Source organism: Pseudomonas sp. VA159-2 (genome assembly GCF_024126635.1).
In the GTDB taxonomy this organism is placed as follows: Bacteria; Pseudomonadota; Gammaproteobacteria; order Pseudomonadales; family Pseudomonadaceae; genus Aquipseudomonas; species Aquipseudomonas muyukensis.
Genome location: NZ_JAMYBV010000011.1, coordinates 103,772 through 121,627 on the forward strand (window position 1 = coordinate 103,772; position 17,856 = coordinate 121,627).

Genomic DNA, 17,856 nt, shown 5'->3' on the forward strand with positions numbered 1-17,856 from the left:
GCGAGAAACCTTTCACGCTGAAAGGTTAGCGAAAGGTTGGTTACCTAGCATCGCACCACGGTCGCCCCGCGCGCCGGCAAAAAGCACCAGCAAGGTGCAACACATAAGAACAATAAATGGAGTCACCGACGATGCTGTCCATGCAGCCGCAGGCGTTCGCGCCTACCCGTTCGTTCGCCGCCCGACCTTGCGCCCTCGCCAGCGCCTTCGCCCTTGCCGGTGTCGCGCCCATGAGCCAGGCCGCCTTCTTCGAAGACAGCACGGCCACCTTCGAAACCCGCAACATGTACTTCAACCGCGACTTTCGCGACGGCACCAGCGCGCAGCAATCCAAGCGCGACGAATGGGCCCAGGGTTTCATGCTCAACTTCGAGTCCGGCTACACCGAGGGCACCGTGGGCTTCGGCCTGGACGCGCTGGGCATGCTCGGGGTCAAGCTCGACTCCAGCAAGGACCGCACCGACACCGGCCTGCTGCCGACCCACGACAACGGCAAGGCTGCCGACGAGTACGCCAAGCTCGGCCTGACCGGCAAGGTCAAGGTCTCGCAGACCGAACTGAAAATCGGCACGCTGATTCCCGAGCTGCCCACCTTGCAGCCCAACGACGGGCGCATCCTGCCGCAGACCTTCGAAGGCGGCTTGATTACCTCGAAGCAAATCAAGGGCCTGACCTTCACCGGTGCGCGCCTGGAAAAAGCCAAGGACCGCAACGACACCAACTGGGAAGACCTGGCGCTGAACAACAAGAACAGCCGCTTTGGCGGTACCTTCAGCGCCGACCACTTCGACACCGGCGGCCTCGACTACCAGTTCACCGACCGCATCACCGCCAGCTACCACTTCGCCCAGCTCGACGACATCTACCGCCAGCACTTCATCGGCATGCTCGCCACCCAGCCCTGGGGCCCGGGCACCTTCGGCGCCGACCTGCGCCTGGCGATCAGCGACGATGCCGGCGCGGCCAAGGCCGGGCGCATCGACAACACCACCTTCAACGGCATGCTCAGCTACAGCCTGGGCGGGCACAAGGTCAGCGGCGCCTGGCAGCAGTTGTCCGGCGACAGCGCCTTCCCCTACGTCGATGGCGCCGACCCCTACCTAGTCAACTTCGTCCAGATCAACGACTTCGCAGGCGCCGACGAACGCTCCTGGCAAGCGCGCTACGACTACAACTTCGCCGCCCTGGGCATCCCCGGCCTGACCTTCATGGCCCGCTACCTCAGTGGCGACAACGTCAGCCGCGCCGCCGGGGGCGAGGGCAAGGAATGGGAACGCAACACCGAACTGAAGTACGTGGTACAAAGCGGCCCGTTGAAAAACGTCGCCGTGCGCCTGCGCAACGCCACCTTCCGCTCCAACTTCGCCCGCGACGCGGACGAGGTGCGGCTGCTGGTGAGCTACAGCGTGGCCCTGTGGTAAGCCACTAGCGGTAATCCATAACAACAACGCTCACGGAGTTAGACGATGACCTTTTCACTGCGCCGCCTCGTCCTCGCCACCGGTTGCCTGCTGTTGGCTGGCAACGCCCTGGCCGCGGAACCGAAACGCCCCGAATGCATCGCCCCGGCCTCGCCCGGCGGCGGTTTCGACCTGACCTGCAAGCTGGTGCAAAGCGCCCTGGTCAACGAGAAGATCCTCAGCAAGCCGATGCGGGTCACCTACATGCCCGGTGGCGTCGGCGCGGTGGCCTACAACGCAGTGGTCGCCCAGCGCCCGGCCGATGCCGGTACTTTGGTGGCCTGGTCCAGCGGTTCGCTGCTGAACCTGGCCCAGGGCAAGTTCGGCCGTTTCGACGAGAACGCGGTGAAGTGGCTGGCGGCGGTCGGCACCAGCTATGGCGCCATTGCGGTGAAAAGCGACTCGCCCTACAAGACCCTCGACGACCTGGTGGCAGCGCTGAAGAAGGACCCGAGCAAGGTGGTGATCGGCTCGGGCGGTACCGTCGGCAGCCAGGACTGGATGCAGACCGCGCTGATCGCCAAGGCCGCCGGGATCAACCCGCGCGACCTGCGCTACGTGGCCCTGGAAGGCGGCGGCGAGATCGCCACGGCGCTGCTGGGCGGGCATATCCAGGTGGGTTCCACCGACATCTCCGACTCCATGCCGCATATCCAGAGCGGCAGCATGCGCATCCTCGCGGTGTTCGCCGAGAACCGCCTGGACGAGCCGGAGATGAAAGACATCCCCACCGCCAAGGAGCAGGGCTACGACATCGTCTGGCCGGTGGTACGCGGTTTCTACCTGGGGCCGAAGGTCAGCGACGAGGACTACGCCTGGTGGAAGGCCTCGTTCGACAAGCTGCTGGCCTCGGAAGACTTCGCCAAGCTGCGTGACCAGCGCGAGCTGTTCCCGTTCGCCATGACCGGCGAAGAACTGGACGGCTATGTGAAGAAGCAGGTGGCGGACTACAAGGCGCTGGCCCGGGAATTCGGGCTGATCCAGTAAACCTCCCACGATCTTTGTAGGAGCGGCCTTGTGTCGCGAAAGGGCTGCGCAGCGGCCCCAGGATGTCAGCTTCGCAGCACGTATTGCCGGGGCTGCTTTGCAGCCCTTTCGCGACACAAGGCCGCTCCTACAGGGGCGCGTGTCATGCCGAACCATGAGGATTCTTCCATGATCCTGCAACGTATTTTTGCCCTGGCCCTGCTGGCGCTGTGCGCCGTGCTGGCGGTGATGGCCTGGCCCTACCAGGCCGCGTTTTCCTATGAACCGGTGGGCCCGCGCGCCTACCCGCTGCTGATGCTCGGCCTGATGGGCCTGGGCCTGCTGTACCTGGCGATCCGCCCCACGCCCATCGTGCGCAAGGACGACGAGCCGGAGCTGGACCGCGAGACCTTGGTCAAGATCGCCGCCTGCGTCGGCCTGCTGATCGTCTTCGCCGCCACCTTCGAGGCCCTGGGCTTCATCCTAAGCGCGGTGCTGGTCGGCATCCCCATGGCCCGCCTGTATGGCGGACGCTGGTTGCACAGCGCCATTGTGGTGATCGGCATGAGCGTCTTTCTCTACTGGCTGTTCGACCGCGTGATGGACGTGCCCCTGCCCCTCGGCCTGCTCGACGTACTGGAGAACTGACACATGGATACCTTGAGCTACCTCGGCCAGGGCTTCGGCGTCGCCTTGAGCCCATACAACCTGGTCACCGCCCTCACCGGCACCCTGATCGGCACCGTGGTCGGCCTGCTGCCGGGCCTGGGCCCGATCAACGGCGTGGCCCTGCTGATCCCCATTGCCTTCGCCCTCGGTTTGCCGCCGGAGTCGGCGCTGATCCTGCTGGCCGCGGTGTACCTGGGCTGCGAATACGGCGGGCGCATCAGCTCGATCCTGCTGAACATCCCCGGCGAAGCCTCCACCGTGATGACCACCCTCGACGGCTACCCCATGGCCCGCCAGGGCCTGGCCGGCGTGGCCCTGTCGCTGTCGGCCTGGAGCTCGTTCATCGGCGCGCTGATCGCCACCTGCGGCATGGTGCTGTTCGCCCCGCTGCTGGCGAAATGGGCAATCGCCTTCGGCCCGGCGGAGTACTTCGTGCTGATGGTGTTCGCCATCGTCGCCCTGGGCGGCATGGCCGGCGACAAGCCGCTGAAGACCTTCATCGCCGCGCTGATCGGGCTGTTCCTGTCGGCGGTGGGCATCGACGCCAACAGCGGCGTGTACCGCTTCACCGGCGACAGCGTGCACCTGGCCGACGGCATCCAGTTCGTGGTGCTGGTGCTGGGGCTGTTCTCCATCAGCGAGATCCTGTTGCTGCTGGAAAAGACCCATCACGGCCATATCGCGGTCAAGGCCACCGGGCGCATGCTGTTCAACTTCAAGGAAGCGGCGTCGGTGTTCTTCGTCAACATCCGCTGCGGCCTGCTCGGCTTCTTCATGGGCGTGCTGCCCGGCGCCGGCGCGACCCTGGCCAGTGCCGTGGCCTACATGACCGAGAAACGCATGGCCGGCGACAAGGGCAACTTTGGCAAGGGCGACGCCCGTGGCCTGGCCGCCCCGGAAACCGCCATCGGCGCCTCCTGCTGCGGCGCCCTGGTGCCGATGCTGACCTTGGGCGTGCCAGGTTCCGGCACCACCGCGGTGATGATCGGCGCGCTGACCCTGTACAACATCACCCCCGGCCCGCTGCTGTTCGAACAGCAGCCGGACATCGTCTGGGGCCTGATCGCCTCGTTGTTCATCGCCAACATCATGCTGGTGATCCTGAACATCCCGATGATCCGCATCTTCACCCGCATCCTCGCCGTGCCGAACTGGGCGCTGGTGCCGGTGATCGCGATCATCACCGCGATCGGCGTGTACGCCGTGCATGCCACCACGTTCGACCTGTTCCTGATGGTCGGCATCGGCATCATGGGCTACATCCTGCGCAAGCTGGACTTCCCGCTGTCGCCGATCCTGCTCGGGTTCATCCTCGGCGGGCTGATGGAGCAGAACCTGCGCCGCGCCCTGTCGATCTCCAACGGCGAGCTGGGCATCCTCTGGTCGAGCCCGATCAGCATGGGCGTGTGGGTGCTGGTGGCGTGCATGCTGAGCCTGCCGCTGCTGCGCATCTGGCGCAAACGGGCCCAGCAACGCCGGGCCGTGGCCGATGCCTGACCGGTCGTTGCCGCTGTTCTGGGCCACCGGGCTGGTCGGCCTGGCGGGTGGCTTTGCCGCCAGCCAGGTCGGCTGGCCCTTGCCGTGGATGGTCGGTGCGCTGCTGGCGATCATCCTGGTGCGCTGCCTGACGCCCTGGCAGCTCAGCGAGATCCCCAACGGCCGCAAGTGCGGCCAGTGGATCATCGGCATCGGCATCGGCCTGCACTTCACCCCGGCGGTGATCGAGCAGGTCGCCGAGCACTTCGCGCTGATCGTCTTCGGCGCGCTGTTCACCACGCTGTCCAGCGTGATCAGCGTGTGGCTGCTGCGGCGCACCGGCGAGGACCGCGCCACGGCGTTCTTCGCCAGCATGCCCGGTGGTTCGGGCGAGATGGTCAACCTCGGTGCGCGCAACGGCGCGGTGCTCAGCCAGGTGGCCGCGGCGCAGAGCCTGCGGGTGCTGGCGGTGGTGCTGTGCGTGCCGGCGCTGTTCAAGGTGTTGCTGGGCGATGGCGTGCCGCTGAATCATGCTGGTAGTGTCAGTTGGGGCTGGCTGGCCCTGATCGCGCCGTTGGGCGTTGCCGTGGCGCTGCTCTGGCAACGCCTGCGCCAGCCCAACCCCTGGCTGTTCGGGCCATTGCTGGTAGCCGCCACGGTGAGCCTTGCCGGCAATCTGCAGATTGGCTTGCCCAACGGCGCCAGTCAGATCGGCCAGTGGCTGATCGGCAGCGGCCTGGCCTGCCACTTCAACCGCGCGTTCTTCCGCCGCGCGCCGTCGTTCCTTGGCCGTACCTTGCTGGCCACCGCGCTGTGCATGCTGATTGCCGCGGCTGCGGCGTGGGGGTTGAGCCGGCTGACGCAGCTGGATCTGCGTTCGCTGACCCTGGGCATGATGCCGGGAGGGATTGCCGAGATGAGCCTGACGGCCGAAACTTTGCAACTGTCGGTGCCGTTGGTGACCGCGCTGCAGGTGATGCGCTTGTTGTTCGTGCTGTTTCTGGCCGAGCCGTTGTTTCGACGCTGGAATGCGGGGTAAAAGTGGGGGTCAACAGACTGGTATTTTTACCAGTTTCGCGGATTGATACAGAGGCGTTGAATGGGGCTCTTCTAGTATGTCGGAGCATCCCATATGGCCATGGTTTCGTTAACCGATCTGCTAGCACTGGTCGAATTGCTAACACAGGATCACCCTAAACCTACCCTGCTGCTGATCCACTCCGACCAATGCCCGCCCTGCAAGCAGCTTTATCCAAAGCTGGTGAAATTGGCCAAGCAAGGACAGGATTATGAGTTCCATTCATTCAACGTGGACATATGCGACCCCCACTGGATGAACTGCATGCTGACCCTGCTATTCAACAAGTGGGGAGTAAAGTACCTGCCTACACAGGTACTGCTCGCCAGCGGCAAAGACCCCAAGGTACTCGCCACCACCAAGATCGAGACCATCGAGCACGAACTCGCGTTGCTCAAAAAGCCAACGCTAGCGGCTTGAGTCAGAACGCGTAACGCAGGCCCACGCTGCCACTGCGGTCCATTCTGATCTTGCTGGCGTGGCTGGTCTCCACTTCGCCATACACCTGCAGCTGCCTGGATACCGACCAGGCAACCCCTGCCCCCAGCTCGGCACGCGAACCGGACAGGTCATTGTTGAACACGTTGTTGTTGACCTGCACTTCGTTGCGCTGGGCGAACTCGTGGGCATAGGCCGCCTTGACGTAAGGCTGCAGCATGCCGCCACCATCCAGCGGCAGGGTCTTGCCGACGATGGCGCCGACCTTGCCCATCAGCGACTTGGCCGTATCGCCCTCGGCACGCAGGCCATTGCTGAACGAATAGTCCTTGCCGGCCACCACCGCACTGGCCACCTGGGCGAACGGCTCGATGAAGTAGCCATCGCTGAGCTTGATATGCTTGCCTACCTCGACCGACCCGCTCAGGCCATGGGTATCGTAGTCGCCCTTGGCACGGGAATGGTCGCTCATGCCGACCGTGGCATGGTTCTGGTAGCGGTTGTACTTGACCACGGTGTCGACGTAATAGCCCGTCTCGCGGTCCAGCCAGGTGGCGTAGCCGCCCACGTAGTAGCTGTCGACCTTGCCCGAGGAGCCATAATCCAGGTTCAGGTCGGAGCGGCTGCTGCCCACCAGTGCCCCCAGCAACCAGTCGCTGTCGCCCAGTTGCATGTCGGCACCGAAGCTCATGCCGCGCTGGTTCTGCTGGTAACCGGTGCCCGTGCCGCCACTGGCGACGTTGTACTGGTTGCCGTAGGCACGCATCCACAGCCCGGCATTGCGGCCTTCGCTGTAGCGCAACTCGCCCATGCGGCTGCGCAGCGAGCTCAGCTCGCCATAGGCCACGGTGATCGGGGTGTTGAACAGGGCCATGGCGGTCATGGTGATCGGCGCCACGGTGCGGGTTTCGCGGTTCAGTACCCAGTCGGTGCCGTCCTGTGCCAATTCGTAGGAATACGCCCCCACATCGACACGCTCGCGATCATTGAGCAGATGGAATTGCGCGCCGCCGTCCGCCGTGCTGACCAGGCGCATGTTCTCGACCGTGGCTTCCTGGCCGTTGCTGGCCACCAACAGACCATGGTTGCCGCTGGAGGTGCCGGTAACGATCAGCTGGTCAGCCTCACCGCTGACGAAATCACCGGTCAGGTGGAAGTTACCGTTACCGGACAGGTTGCCCACGCTCAGCGTATGGAAGCTGCCACTGCCCCCAAGCACCACGGTGCCATTGTCGACATCCAGGTCATTGACGTTGCTGTTGCCAGTGAGCGTCCAGTGAGATGCATCGCTGATCGACAGCCGCCCGACCTGGGTTGCCACGCCCTCGAAACTGGAGCCGCCGGCCAACGACAGCGACTGCAGGTTCTGCACATTGCCCTTGAGTGCGCTGCCATTGGACAACGCCGCACGCACTGTGCTGCTGGCGTCGGCAGAAATACTGCCTTCGAGCGCTGCCTGATCGAGCGCCATATCCAATGTTGCGCCGTCGCTCGCCTGTACAGCGCCTTTCATCGCGCTGCCGTTACGCAACGCCACTTGGGTGCTACTGCCGGAGCCGGCGGTGATATTGCCTTGCAGCGTCGCTCGGTCGAGCGTCAGGTCAAGCTTCGCAGCGTTACCGACTTGCAGGTTGCCTGCCATCGCCGAGGTTTCGACCGACATCGTCGTCGTCGCCCGGTCCTGAACGTCCAGCAGCATGCCATTGCCGGCATGCAAGGTCGCACCATTGCGCAGGGTAATGCCGGCGACGGTATCGGTGCCGACCTGGATGGCCGAACCTGCTTGCCCGGTTACCGACGTACCATCCAGGGTCAGGTTTGGAGCGGTAGGGGTAGCGGCAGATTCGCGACGCAACTCGACCCCTAGGTTGCCCCCCGTGATCGAGCCTCCGGTGACTTGGGCCGAGCCCCCCGAGAGCAATAGCCCCCTGCCCGCCGAGTGGTTTGCCGTAACCACGGTGCCATTCATCGACACCGTGCTGTCGGCGGTAACCCGAACGCCAATGCCAGCACCCGTGATGCTGCCGCCATTCACCGTGGCACTCGATGGGAGGTTGTTCAACCTGGCCACTGACAAACCGGTACTGCCGGTTGAGACCAGCGTGGCATTGTTCAGTATCGCCTGGCTGCCGAACAGTTGAACCGCCGTCAGGTTGCCGCCGGAAATCGTAGCGCCATCGGCATTGAGCGTTGATCGATTGGCGGTAATATCCAGGGCCTGTGCCCCTGGTGTCATATTGAGTGTCGAACTGTTTTGCAGAATATAGTTTTCAGCCAGTTCACCGGCACCCACAGTTCTTGTTTCCCCCACAAGAACGGCCGCATGAGCCTGAATACCAGAAAACAATAAAGTAAAGGCAAATACCTTGGCGGTATTTCTTGAGCGGGCATTACGCGACATTGACTTGTATTGATTCATGGATAAGTGCCGTTGCTGATTCACAAGACCTGAAGTCAACAGACCACAGAATTTAGGCGGTATATCCTATGTAGGGAAATAGAAAAAATATGTAGGAATTTTCCTCACCTGCTGACTTACAAGGTTAACGGCATGCCGCAGAAAGCAAGCATGCCGTTAACGCTTTGCGTTACGCAGCGGGCAGGCAGCTGGCACTACCATTAAAGGTCAATACATAACGCACAGCCGACGGCCGAGAATCCTCTTCCAGGTTTCCAGTAGCCCGTTCGATATGCCACTGCGCAATGATCGAGCCTCGCGTGATATGGCTCCCTGGTGCGGCCGGATCTTCGAAGAAGGCCCGAGGCAGAAGTTCTCTGGAGAGCGTGATCAGCCCTGTGCGTGCCTGAGTTGCGTCGACGGTGACGTTCAACGAATGTGTGTTGGTCGGCAGCGGCGTGGTTCCAAAATCATCCCGGCTGAGCGTCAGGGTGACGGTGATATCATCGCGCTCCTGCAAGATACCGACAGGCTCCCTGATTTGCAGACTCACACCATTCTGAATGGGTTCGACACCCTGGCAGTTCAAGCGCCCAAGTGCCGCACCCGGCCCAGGTTCCTGAGTGGTGCCCCCCACTCGGCCAGTGAAGTTGGCCAGGGTAGTAATGCCGATGGTGAGGAATGTCACCTCCACCGAACCATTAGGTGCGTCTTGGAAGTTACCCGTGGTTGCCGACTCACGAACCCGGTAACCAATGGCAGCCGTGCCGTTGCTTCCATTTTCAAGGAAAGCCTGCGGAATAGGAACTTCAATAGTTGGCCCCGGCTCGTTACCTGCAATCGTGTAGGTAAAGGTATTCGTCGGGTTTCCATACCAAAGTTCATAGACATGCCCAGCAGCAGTTAAATCAATCGGTGTGAGTATCCAGAATGCATTGTCTCCAGGCCGAATAAAGCCGGTTACGCCGGAAGGCCGGCCAACGGCGGCCGGTGGTGTCAACGTGGTGGGGTCGACAACCAGTTGACTCAGGTCCACCACCACGACTGTGGGGTTATCCGGCTCCACCGGTACGGCTCCGTCACGCAGCACCTGGTAGTTCAAAGTAGCGTTAGTCCGAGGGCTGCCAATGGCGCCAAAATCGGCCCCGGAAAATGTCGCCCGATCAAGCGGCCAGCTGAACTGGCGACGGGCTACCACCCCATTCAGATCAAGGGTCATGATGATGACATCGCCATTGCGCAAGGTCGCATTCGCTGGAACGATCCCCTCCACGCCCCGATCGCGATCCGGAATAAACACGGGCGAAGCCATCACCGGTGCCAACAGGTTTTCAGGTGCCTGCACCATACTGATCGTCACGCTGACTTCGATCGACGAGTCCGTGCGATTTCCGGCTCGGTCCGTAAATCGCACGACCAGCTTGCCTGTGTACCCTTCAGGCAGGCCGCTGCGAATTGTGGCCATGTCGATCCTGACCAGGAAGGGATCGCCTGCGTCTCCCGGGGGTACATTCCCAGCGAGCAGAGGCGTGGCATGGCCAACTACATAAATCTGAAAAGTATCGCCTGGGAAATAATCGACGGGGCGAATAGCATTGACCTCGAACCCATCATTGTCCTCCAGATAACGCAGGTCGAACACACCGTTTTTGGTGGTATCGACAAATTCCAGAGCATCAGGGTTAGCACCTTCCGCGGGATCGATGAGGTCGAGCGTCACGATCTGCTTCGGTGAAGAGTTGCTGTTACCGGTATCGGTATTGATAACAGTATAGTGGATGACTTTCAGCCCATCCCCCCCCACCCGCAGGCTGGTATAAGGAATGACGAAAGCGCCAGGAATATCGGAATCCTGGGTAGGGTAATCGAACCGATAGGTATAGGGGAATGATTCGCCGTTAACGACTTCAGTGCCATTGATTACAGGCATGTCATTTACATAGGCCAGGAAGATATCGAACGATCCTGCAATGCCCTCCGTATCTCCCCAAGCTTTTGGACGCACGGGGTCATTAGGGTTAGCTCTTGGGTAGGCTAACTGCATGAAGAGCCCATCTAAACGCGAAGTAAGAGGAAAAAGGTTTTCCTTGCCATCGGCTGCGGGCAAAAGCACATTGGGAAGCTCAAAATCATCCAACGTATCATCCGCTTGAATACCAATACCTGAGGGCCGAAGACTCTTATTATAGCTATCTACTTCAGCGCGAACTTTTGCCAACGCTTCCGAATACCGGACCTTCTTGCTGATTTTCTCGAAACTTGTCATCGTCTTGCTCCAGAATATAAACTGTAGACAACAGATCGCCGTCCGCCGCACCCAGGCACGTCGCTCAGCATTGGAACGTTAAAAGACTTACTTACTGACTAATCACGTGGCAAATCCTTATCACTCCTGTACATCCCTCCATTCGGTTTTTGAAGATCAATTTTTACAGGTTTGCGGCCCGATGCCCGGTCAGCCTGGCCCGCCATCCTGTAGCTCACAATTGCTCGACACTTGAATTCCTTTTCGTCCTCCAGCCCTGCGCTTTCCAAAGGCGTTGCCAACCAAGGCTCGAACAGGTTTGCCGGCAGTTCCGTCTCGAAACCATCGAGGTCTTCGTTGCGCAACAAGAACGTTGCAAGGAGACGCTTGTCGACCAGAACCGGATCCTTTGCAGGATCACCGTTTGATTGGTCGGTAGGATTTCGACGGACTTCGAAGAACACTTCCACTGATTCACCCGCGAACCACAGCCCACGGTTTCCAGGCACCTTGATCTTGATCCCGTTCCACGGGCGTTGGAGACTGCCGATCCAGCCCCACAGGTTTTCTGCTGGAAATGTCACCGGTCGCAGCGCAGCTTGTGCCTGGCGCAAGTCGACAGTGAAGTCTGTTGGGCCAGAACGCTGTGGCCGTCCGCCTTGCACGACGAGATAATCCACGGTGCAAGGGAAAACGCGGCCATCGCCGTCCTTGAAGATCTCCGCTTGGGATACCGGGATACTGACGGGCCACGTCGTAGTTTGTTCAATGGTGACAACGGGCAGTGGCCGACCGTTCCAGAAGGCATGCAACTGATCGAAGGGCTGCAGTTCCGGAATGCGCCGTATCTCCACCGTGACATGATTGCTCGTGGCTTCAGTCCGATTGATCACCCCATCCGAAGCCAATGGCACCACAGGAAGCGGAAGATTGAAGAACGCGCCCAGTTGCAAGTTGATTTCCAGTGCATACGAAAACCACCCACGGTTGCCTGCGCGGTCGATTAGCGAGTAGTAAAGGAATTCCCGGCCATTGGCTCGGCGGCGCAAGGCCGCAGCCGGGATCGAAATTTCCAGGAAATCGTCAAAAGTTTCGCGCACCGTCACAACCGGTACGATCGGCTCCACCGGTTGCGCAGCGGTCGGCTCCATGCACAACTCCGCCTGGTCCTCAAGGTGAAAACCGTCCCACCGCGGAACTTTAACGACCAGCTCATTGTTATTGTTCGCCAGGTACTGATCATCAATTATAGGAGCGGGATTTTTCAGTACCGGCCTTTGCCCGGATTGACCTTCATGTGGCGCAGTCTTGTCCAGAAAGACTTCAACCGACTCAGACTTCGAAACGTTTCCGTCCTGAGTGACCCATACCTTGTAAAAAAGTCTGAACACCCCTTCGCTTCGCAAGAAGCGCTCAGGGATCGCAAACTCACGCTCAAATAAAAGTGGGAAAAGCTGCGTGGGGTCTTCCGGCATTTCCACTGTGCGATCTGGGACAACCTGATTCTGTACCCCGATCCCCAACCCTGAAATCATCCAGATCTGGAACGTCAAGGTTGCCCCAGGAAAGTAATTGTCCCTGTAGTGATCCCACGCATGCGGAATTACGACGTTCAAGGCTTGGGATTGAAACTTACGAGGTATCGTGAAGATACCTTCTTCGTCCGCCATCAACGGAAGCGCGTCCACAACCGTGAGCGCTGGGGATATGGGGGGGAGTTCACTCTCGACCAACGGCGCTTTCGAGGGTACGGACACTGTCATTTGAGAGGCCTCTGCGTAGATTCAACCAAACGATAATTTGGCTTGAATCTACGCCAGCGGCACTCAGGACATAACTAGCAGAATTAACAGGTCCGGTTTCTTACAGCACGGGCAACGACCAATCGATCGGCGCCATCCCATGCTGCTGGAGGAAGCCATTGGCACGGCTGAAATGCCCGCAGCCGAAGAACCCGCGATAGGCCGACAACGGAGACGGATGGACCGACTTGAGCACCAAGTGGCGGGTGCCGTCGATCAATTTCTGCTTGCTCTGGGCATGGGCGCCCCACAGCAGGAACACCACGTTCGGGCACTGCTCGCTGACCACCTGGATGACGCGGTCGGTGAAGAACTCCCAACCTTTCTTCGCGTGGGAGGCGGCGTTGGCACGCTGCACGGTCATGGTGGTGTTGAGCAGCAGCACGCCCTGCTCGGCCCAGCTCTGCAGGTAGCCGTGGTTGGGGATGGGCAGGTTCAGGTCGCGCTGCAGCTCCTTGTAGATGTTCACCAACGACGGTGGCGCGGGCACCCCGGGCTGCACCGAGAAGCACAGGCCATGGGCCTGGCCGGGGCCGTGGTACGGGTCCTGGCCGAGGATCACCACCTTGACCTGGTCCAACGGCGTGGAGTTCAGCGCATTGAAGATCAGCGGCCCAGGCGGGTAGATCTCCTTGCCGGCGGCGTACTCCTGGCGCAGGAACTCACGCAGCTGGTGCATGTAGGGCTGGTCGAACTCGGCGCGCAACGCGGCTTTCCAACTGGGTTCGAGCTTGATGCGATCATCGTCGGTCATGGGGGTATCCAATAGCAAAGTGGCGCGACACTAGGAAAGCCGCGCCGGCTTGTCAATCGATCCGACCGGCGACCGGCAGCTTCGTGCCAGGCAGCCATACTGGTGGGATGACCTGCGCGAGGTAGCCCATGTCCATTCACTGCGAGGTACTCACGGGGGCCGACGGCGCCCGTCTTGGCATCGCCACCCTGGATGCACCCAAGACGCTCAACGCCCTGACCCTGCCGATGATCGAGATGCTCGACGAGCAATTGCATGCCTGGGCCGACGACCCCGGCATCGTCTGCGTGCTGCTGCGCGGCAACGGGCCCAAGGCCTTTTGCGCCGGGGGCGATGTGCGGGCGCTGGTGCAGGCCTGCCGTGAACACCCCGGCAGCGTGCCGCCACTGGCGGCCGCGTTTTTCGCCAGCGAGTACCGCCTGGACCATCGCCTGCACACCTATCCCAAGCCGCTGCTGTGCTGGGGCCATGGCCATGTGCTGGGCGGCGGCATGGGGCTGTTGCAAGGCGCTTCGGTGCGTATCGTCACCCCCAGCAGCCGCCTGGCCATGCCCGAGATCAGCATCGGCCTGTACCCGGATGTCGGTGCCGGTTGGTTCCTCGCCCGCCTGCCCGGCAAGCTTGGCCTGTTCCTGGGGCTGACCGGCGCCCCGCTCAATGCCCGCGACGCCCTGGACCTGGGCCTGGCCGGCCGTTTTCTTGGCGAACACCAGCAGGACGCCTTGATCGAGGAGCTGCTGCAGTTGAACTGGCAGGAGCAGACCGCCCTGCAGCTCAACAGCCTGCTCAAGGCCGAGCAGCACCGCGCCTGGGCCGAGCTGCCCGAAGGCCAGTGGCTGGCGCGCCGGGCAGTGATCGATGAGGCCCTCGACGTAGCCGACCCGGTGGCAGCCTGGCGTGCCCTGGCAGGGTTGGCCAGGCACCCCGACCCGCTGTTGGCGGCGGCGGGCCAGCGCCTGCATGACGGTTGCCCGCTGACCGCGCACCTGGTGTGGGAGCAGATTCGCCGGGCCCGGCAGCTATCGCTGGCGCAGGTGCTGCAGATGGAATACGGCATGAGCCTGAACTGCTGCCGTTATCCGGAGTTCAGCGAGGGCGTGCGGGCGCGCTTGCTGGACAAGGACGACACCCCGCACTGGCATTGGCCGGATGTGGCACAAGTGCCAGCGGCGGCGGTGGAGGCGCATTTTGCCAATGTGTGGGAAGGTCGGCATCCACTGGCGGACCTGGGCTGAGCGCAAGCAAGGCTGGCTCCTGCGGGACCAGGCCAGTCGCACGCCCCGTAGGAGCCGGCTTGCCGGCGAACATCGGCGCAGCCGGTGCCATCCACCGCGGCGCTTGCTTCGCCAGCAAGGCTGGCTCCTACGGGCCAGGCCGGTCGCACGCCTCGTAGGAGCCGGCTTGCCGGCGAACACCGGCGTAGCCGCTGCCATCCTGCTCGGCACCGTTTTCGCCAGCGGCCCTCAACGCTGCCAGTTGTGGTTGCCTCGCGGATTACCCTGGCGGTTCGAATGCCAACGATCCCCGCGACCATCACGCCGCTCATGGCGGTAATCGTTGCGGTTGCGGTCCCCCCCGTAGTCATAGCGTTGACGGTTGCCGTAGTCGTACCGTGGGTTGCCGTGCCAGCGCGGCTGCAGGCCGGGCGCCGGGTACGGTCGGTGGTAACGCGGTGCGGGCTGGTAGTAGTAACGCGGCTGCGGCGCCACGTAGTAGCGGTCCTGGCGATAATAACCGGGGTACACGTAGCGATCGCTGGTGTAGTAGTCGCTGCGGTAATAGCCACCGCTCTGGTAATAAGGGACGCAAGCGGATGTCAGCAGCCCCAACAGGACAATGAGCAGGATTCGTCGGTACATGGCGGCCTCCTGGACCGCGAGGGTGCCCAGCACAGCGGCGCTGGCGGGCGTCGACGGCAATGCGTTCATCGACACAGGATCAGACAACACCACCGGGGTTCGGTGCGTTTTCTGCAACAAATTGAAACAGCTCGCCCTGCCCAGGCGCGCCCCTGTATCCCGCTCCGATATACTGGCCAGCCTGACACCCGGAATCGATCATGCCCGACCCTCGCCATTGCCCTGCCTGCGGCGCCCCCAACCGGTGCGGCCTGGCCGACCCTCGCAGCGCCGCCCAAGGTTGCTGGTGCTTCGGCGTGAGCATCGACCCGGCAATCATCCAGGCCCTGCCTGCCCATTTGCGCGACCAAGCCTGCCTGTGCCCGCGCTGCGCGCAGGTGGAGGCGCAACTCAAGGCGGACTCGCCACCGCCGATCCGCTAGAGCCAAGACCCGCCACCATGCGCCTCGACCGATTCCTCGGCAACCTGCCCTGCTACAACCGCCAGCAAGTACGCCTGCTGCTGATCCAGCGCCGTGCGCGCGTGGACGGCGAGGTGGTGACCGACCCGCTGCACCCGGTGCGTGAATTCAGCCGCGTCGAGGTGGACGAACAGGTGCACCAGGCAGGCCGCCCGGCGCGCTACCTGATGCTGCACAAGCCCGCCGGGTGTGTCAGCGCCACCCAGGATCCGCAACACCGCACGGTGCTCGATCTGCTGCCCGAAGAGCTGCGCGCAGACCTGCACATCGCCGGGCGCCTGGACTACAACACCACCGGGCTGATGATCCTGACCAACGACGGCCAGTGGTCACGACGCCTGACCCAGCCCCGCACGAAGTTGCCGAAGGTCTATCGAGTGCGCACCGAGGACGAGATCGGCGCGCATTACATCGACAAGTTCCGCGAGGGGTTCTACTTCGCCTTCGAGGACCTCACCACCCAGCCTGCCCAGCTGGACATCCTCGCCCCGCGCGAGGGCAGGCTGGCGATCGTCGAAGGGCGTTATCACCAGGTGAAGCGGATGTTCGGGTATTTCCAGAACAAGGTGGTGGGCTTGCACCGCGAGCGCATGGGGCCGATCGAGCTCGACCCAACCTTGGCCCCAGGTGAGTTCAGGGCCTTGAATCCAGCAGAAATCGCCGCTGTTTGATCCACATCGCCCTGTAGGAGCCAGCCTTGCTGGCGAACCAGGCACCGCTGTGGATGGCACCGGCCTTGCCGGTGTTCGCCGGCACGCCGGCGCCTGGGTGGGCAAGACCACTCAGGCGCTCCCTGGCAAAAGATCCTCTGAACGGCACTTGCGCGATCGCGCCGCCGCTGCTTGACTGCTAACTCGTCGGTCTGCATGTGACCATAAAGTCACACCCGTAGTCCAAGACGCCCTTGCCGGCCACCCGGGGTCTCGATGCCCTGGGGCACGGCAATCGCCCGCCACAACAATCACCGTCGACAAACGCGTCAAGGATCGACACCAGGGCCCACCGGTTTCTCTTCCAGGCAAATGCCTACCTGTCATAAAGAACGTGCACCCTAGGTGACGCGAATACCCTTTTTGCGCCAGGAGTCGATGACATGAGGCCAGAAATCGCTGTACTTGATATCCAAGGGCAGTACCGGGTTTACACGGAGTTGCATCGCGCCCATGGCGCCGAGAAGACCATCATCCTGATCAATGGCTCGCTGGCCACCACGGCGTCGTTCGCACAGACCGTGCGCAACCTGCACCCGCAGTTCAACGTGGTGCTGTACGACCAGCCGTACGCCGGCAAGTCCAAGCCGCACAACCGCCAGGAGCGCCTGCTCAGCAAGGAGACCGAGGCGCACATCCTGCTCGAGTTGATCGAGCACTTCCGTGCCGACCACGTGATGTCGTTCTCCTGGGGCGGCGCCTGCACCCTGCTGGCGCTGGCGCACCAGCCACGCCTGGTGCAGAAGGCCATCGTCAGCTCGTTCTCGCCGGTGATCAACGAACCGATGCGCGACTACCTGGAGCGTGGCTGCCAGTACCTGGCCGCCTGCGATCGCTACCAGGTCGGCAACCTGGTCAACGACACCATCGGCAAGCACCTGCCATCGCTGTTCAAGCGCTTCAACTACCGGCATGTCAGCAGCCTGGACAGCCATGAGTACGCGCAGATGCACTTCCACATCAACCAGGTGCTCGACCACGACCTGGCGCGGGCATTGAAGGCGGCGCGCAACATCGACATCCCGGTGCTGTTCATCAACGGCGAGCGTGACGAGTACACCACGGTCGAGGATGCCCGCCAGTTCAGCCAGCATGTCGAGCGCAGCCAGTTCAGCGTCATCCGCGATGCCGGGCACTTCCTCGACATGGAGCACAAGGCCGCCTGCGAGGCCACCCGCAGCGCCATGCTCGGCTTCCTCAAGCCGGTCGTGCGCGAACCCCGCCAACGCTACACACCGGTACAGGGGCAGCATGCACTGGCAATCTGAGCGCATCGGCGACCTGTAGCCCTCCCTCACCCGCAGGCTACGGGCCGCCGACAGGCTTTTTTATAACCTTGGGCTTCTAATTGGAGGGGGGTTATGGTAAAAAGTCGAGCGCCGAAGCGGGTATAGTTTAGTGGCAAAACGAAAGCTTCCCAAGCTTTAGTTGAGGGTTCGATTCCCTCTACCCGCTCCACTTTCGCCCTGGATACCCGCTGTATCCATCGCGCCTCTGGCAACACCCCGAATCCACGCACAAGGCCCGACTGGCGACACGC

General features: G+C 62.2%; 16 protein-coding genes and 1 tRNA gene. 12 read left to right on the forward strand and 5 right to left on the reverse strand.

All coding sequences use genetic code 11. The features are described 5' to 3' along the window. Positions 1–131: 131 nt before the first annotated feature. The 6 genes from NJG22_RS13315 to NJG22_RS13340 all read left to right on the forward strand — a co-directional run bounded on the left by NJG22_RS13315 (position 132) and on the right by NJG22_RS13340 (position 6,069). Positions 132–1,421 (forward strand): OprD family porin, encoded by a 1,290-nt coding sequence (locus tag NJG22_RS13315; protein WP_253095094.1) that lies wholly within the window; start codon positions 132–134, stop codon positions 1,419–1,421. A gap of 45 nt (positions 1,422–1,466) precedes the next feature. Further along, entirely contained in the window at positions 1,467–2,447 is a 981-nt protein-coding gene (locus NJG22_RS13320; RefSeq protein WP_217853258.1) for a tripartite tricarboxylate transporter substrate binding protein, read from the forward strand. Positions 2,448–2,615: 168 nt separating this feature from the next. After that, positions 2,616–3,074 carry a tripartite tricarboxylate transporter TctB family protein gene (locus NJG22_RS13325; RefSeq protein ID WP_253095096.1) on the forward strand — a complete coding sequence of 153 codons (459 nt, stop codon included), beginning with the start codon at positions 2,616–2,618 and terminating at the stop codon, positions 3,072–3,074. Positions 3,075–3,077: 3 nt separating this feature from the next. Further along, positions 3,078–4,592, forward strand: coding sequence for a tripartite tricarboxylate transporter permease (locus NJG22_RS13330; RefSeq protein WP_253095098.1), 1,515 nt, complete (start codon positions 3,078–3,080; stop codon positions 4,590–4,592). Beyond that, positions 4,585–5,610 carry an AbrB family transcriptional regulator gene (locus tag NJG22_RS13335; protein WP_253095100.1) on the forward strand — a complete coding sequence of 342 codons (1,026 nt, stop codon included), beginning with the start codon at positions 4,585–4,587 and terminating at the stop codon, positions 5,608–5,610. The genes NJG22_RS13330 and NJG22_RS13335 overlap by 8 nt, the downstream gene beginning before the upstream one ends. 93 nt (positions 5,611–5,703) lie before the next feature. Then, on the forward strand, positions 5,704–6,069 hold the full coding sequence (locus tag NJG22_RS13340; protein WP_253095102.1) for a thioredoxin family protein: 366 nt from the start codon (positions 5,704–5,706) through the stop codon (positions 6,067–6,069). 1 nt (position 6,070) lies between these two features. Here the strand turns inward: NJG22_RS13340 and NJG22_RS13345 are convergent, their stop codons facing one another. Next, positions 6,071–7,942, reverse strand: coding sequence for an autotransporter outer membrane beta-barrel domain-containing protein (locus tag NJG22_RS13345; RefSeq protein ID WP_253095104.1), 1,872 nt, complete (start codon positions 7,940–7,942; stop codon positions 6,071–6,073). Between the two features lie 22 nt (positions 7,943–7,964). Here NJG22_RS13345 and NJG22_RS13350 point away from each other — a divergent pair, with 22 nt between their 5' ends. Continuing rightward, positions 7,965–8,228, forward strand: coding sequence for a hypothetical protein (locus NJG22_RS13350; RefSeq protein ID WP_253095106.1), 264 nt, complete (start codon positions 7,965–7,967; stop codon positions 8,226–8,228). 447 nt (positions 8,229–8,675) lie between these two features. On the opposite strand, the gene NJG22_RS13355 is transcribed toward NJG22_RS13350, so the two are convergent. The 3 genes from NJG22_RS13355 to ung all read right to left on the reverse strand — a co-directional run bounded on the left by NJG22_RS13355 (position 8,676) and on the right by ung (position 13,286). Continuing rightward, entirely contained in the window at positions 8,676–10,751 is a 2,076-nt protein-coding gene (locus tag NJG22_RS13355) for a hypothetical protein (RefSeq protein WP_253095108.1), read from the reverse strand. 98 nt (positions 10,752–10,849) lie between these two features. Continuing rightward, the gene (locus NJG22_RS13360) at positions 10,850–12,400 is read right to left on the reverse strand and encodes a hypothetical protein (RefSeq protein ID WP_253095110.1); all 1,551 of its coding nucleotides are present in this window, start codon (positions 12,398–12,400) and stop codon (positions 10,850–10,852) included. Between the two features lie 193 nt (positions 12,401–12,593). Further along, the gene (gene ung, locus NJG22_RS13365; protein ID WP_253095111.1) at positions 12,594–13,286 is read right to left on the reverse strand and encodes a uracil-DNA glycosylase; all 693 of its coding nucleotides are present in this window, start codon (positions 13,284–13,286) and stop codon (positions 12,594–12,596) included. Between the two features lie 128 nt (positions 13,287–13,414). Between ung and NJG22_RS13370 the strand changes: the two genes are divergently transcribed. Continuing rightward, entirely contained in the window at positions 13,415–14,521 is a 1,107-nt protein-coding gene (locus tag NJG22_RS13370; RefSeq protein WP_253095112.1) for an enoyl-CoA hydratase/isomerase family protein, read from the forward strand. A 228-nt stretch (positions 14,522–14,749) separates the two neighbouring features. Here the strand turns inward: NJG22_RS13370 and NJG22_RS13375 are convergent, their stop codons facing one another. Further along, a complete protein-coding gene (locus NJG22_RS13375) occupies positions 14,750–15,145 on the reverse strand; it encodes a hypothetical protein (RefSeq protein WP_253095113.1) in 396 nt (131 codons plus the stop codon). Positions 15,146–15,345: 200 nt separating this feature from the next. Here NJG22_RS13375 and NJG22_RS13380 point away from each other — a divergent pair, with 200 nt between their 5' ends. From NJG22_RS13380 to NJG22_RS13395, 4 genes are all read left to right on the forward strand, one after another. Continuing rightward, complete coding sequence (locus NJG22_RS13380; RefSeq protein ID WP_253095114.1) at positions 15,346–15,567, forward strand: cysteine-rich CWC family protein; 222 nt, start codon at positions 15,346–15,348, stop codon at positions 15,565–15,567. Between the two features lie 17 nt (positions 15,568–15,584). After that, the gene (locus tag NJG22_RS13385; protein WP_253095115.1) at positions 15,585–16,277 is read left to right on the forward strand and encodes a pseudouridine synthase; all 693 of its coding nucleotides are present in this window, start codon (positions 15,585–15,587) and stop codon (positions 16,275–16,277) included. A 422-nt stretch (positions 16,278–16,699) separates the two neighbouring features. Beyond that, the gene (locus tag NJG22_RS13390) at positions 16,700–17,584 is read left to right on the forward strand and encodes an alpha/beta fold hydrolase (RefSeq protein ID WP_253095116.1); all 885 of its coding nucleotides are present in this window, start codon (positions 16,700–16,702) and stop codon (positions 17,582–17,584) included. Positions 17,585–17,700: 116 nt separating this feature from the next. Then, positions 17,701–17,774, forward strand: a tRNA-Gly gene (locus NJG22_RS13395). The last annotated feature ends 82 nt before the right edge of the window (positions 17,775–17,856 follow it).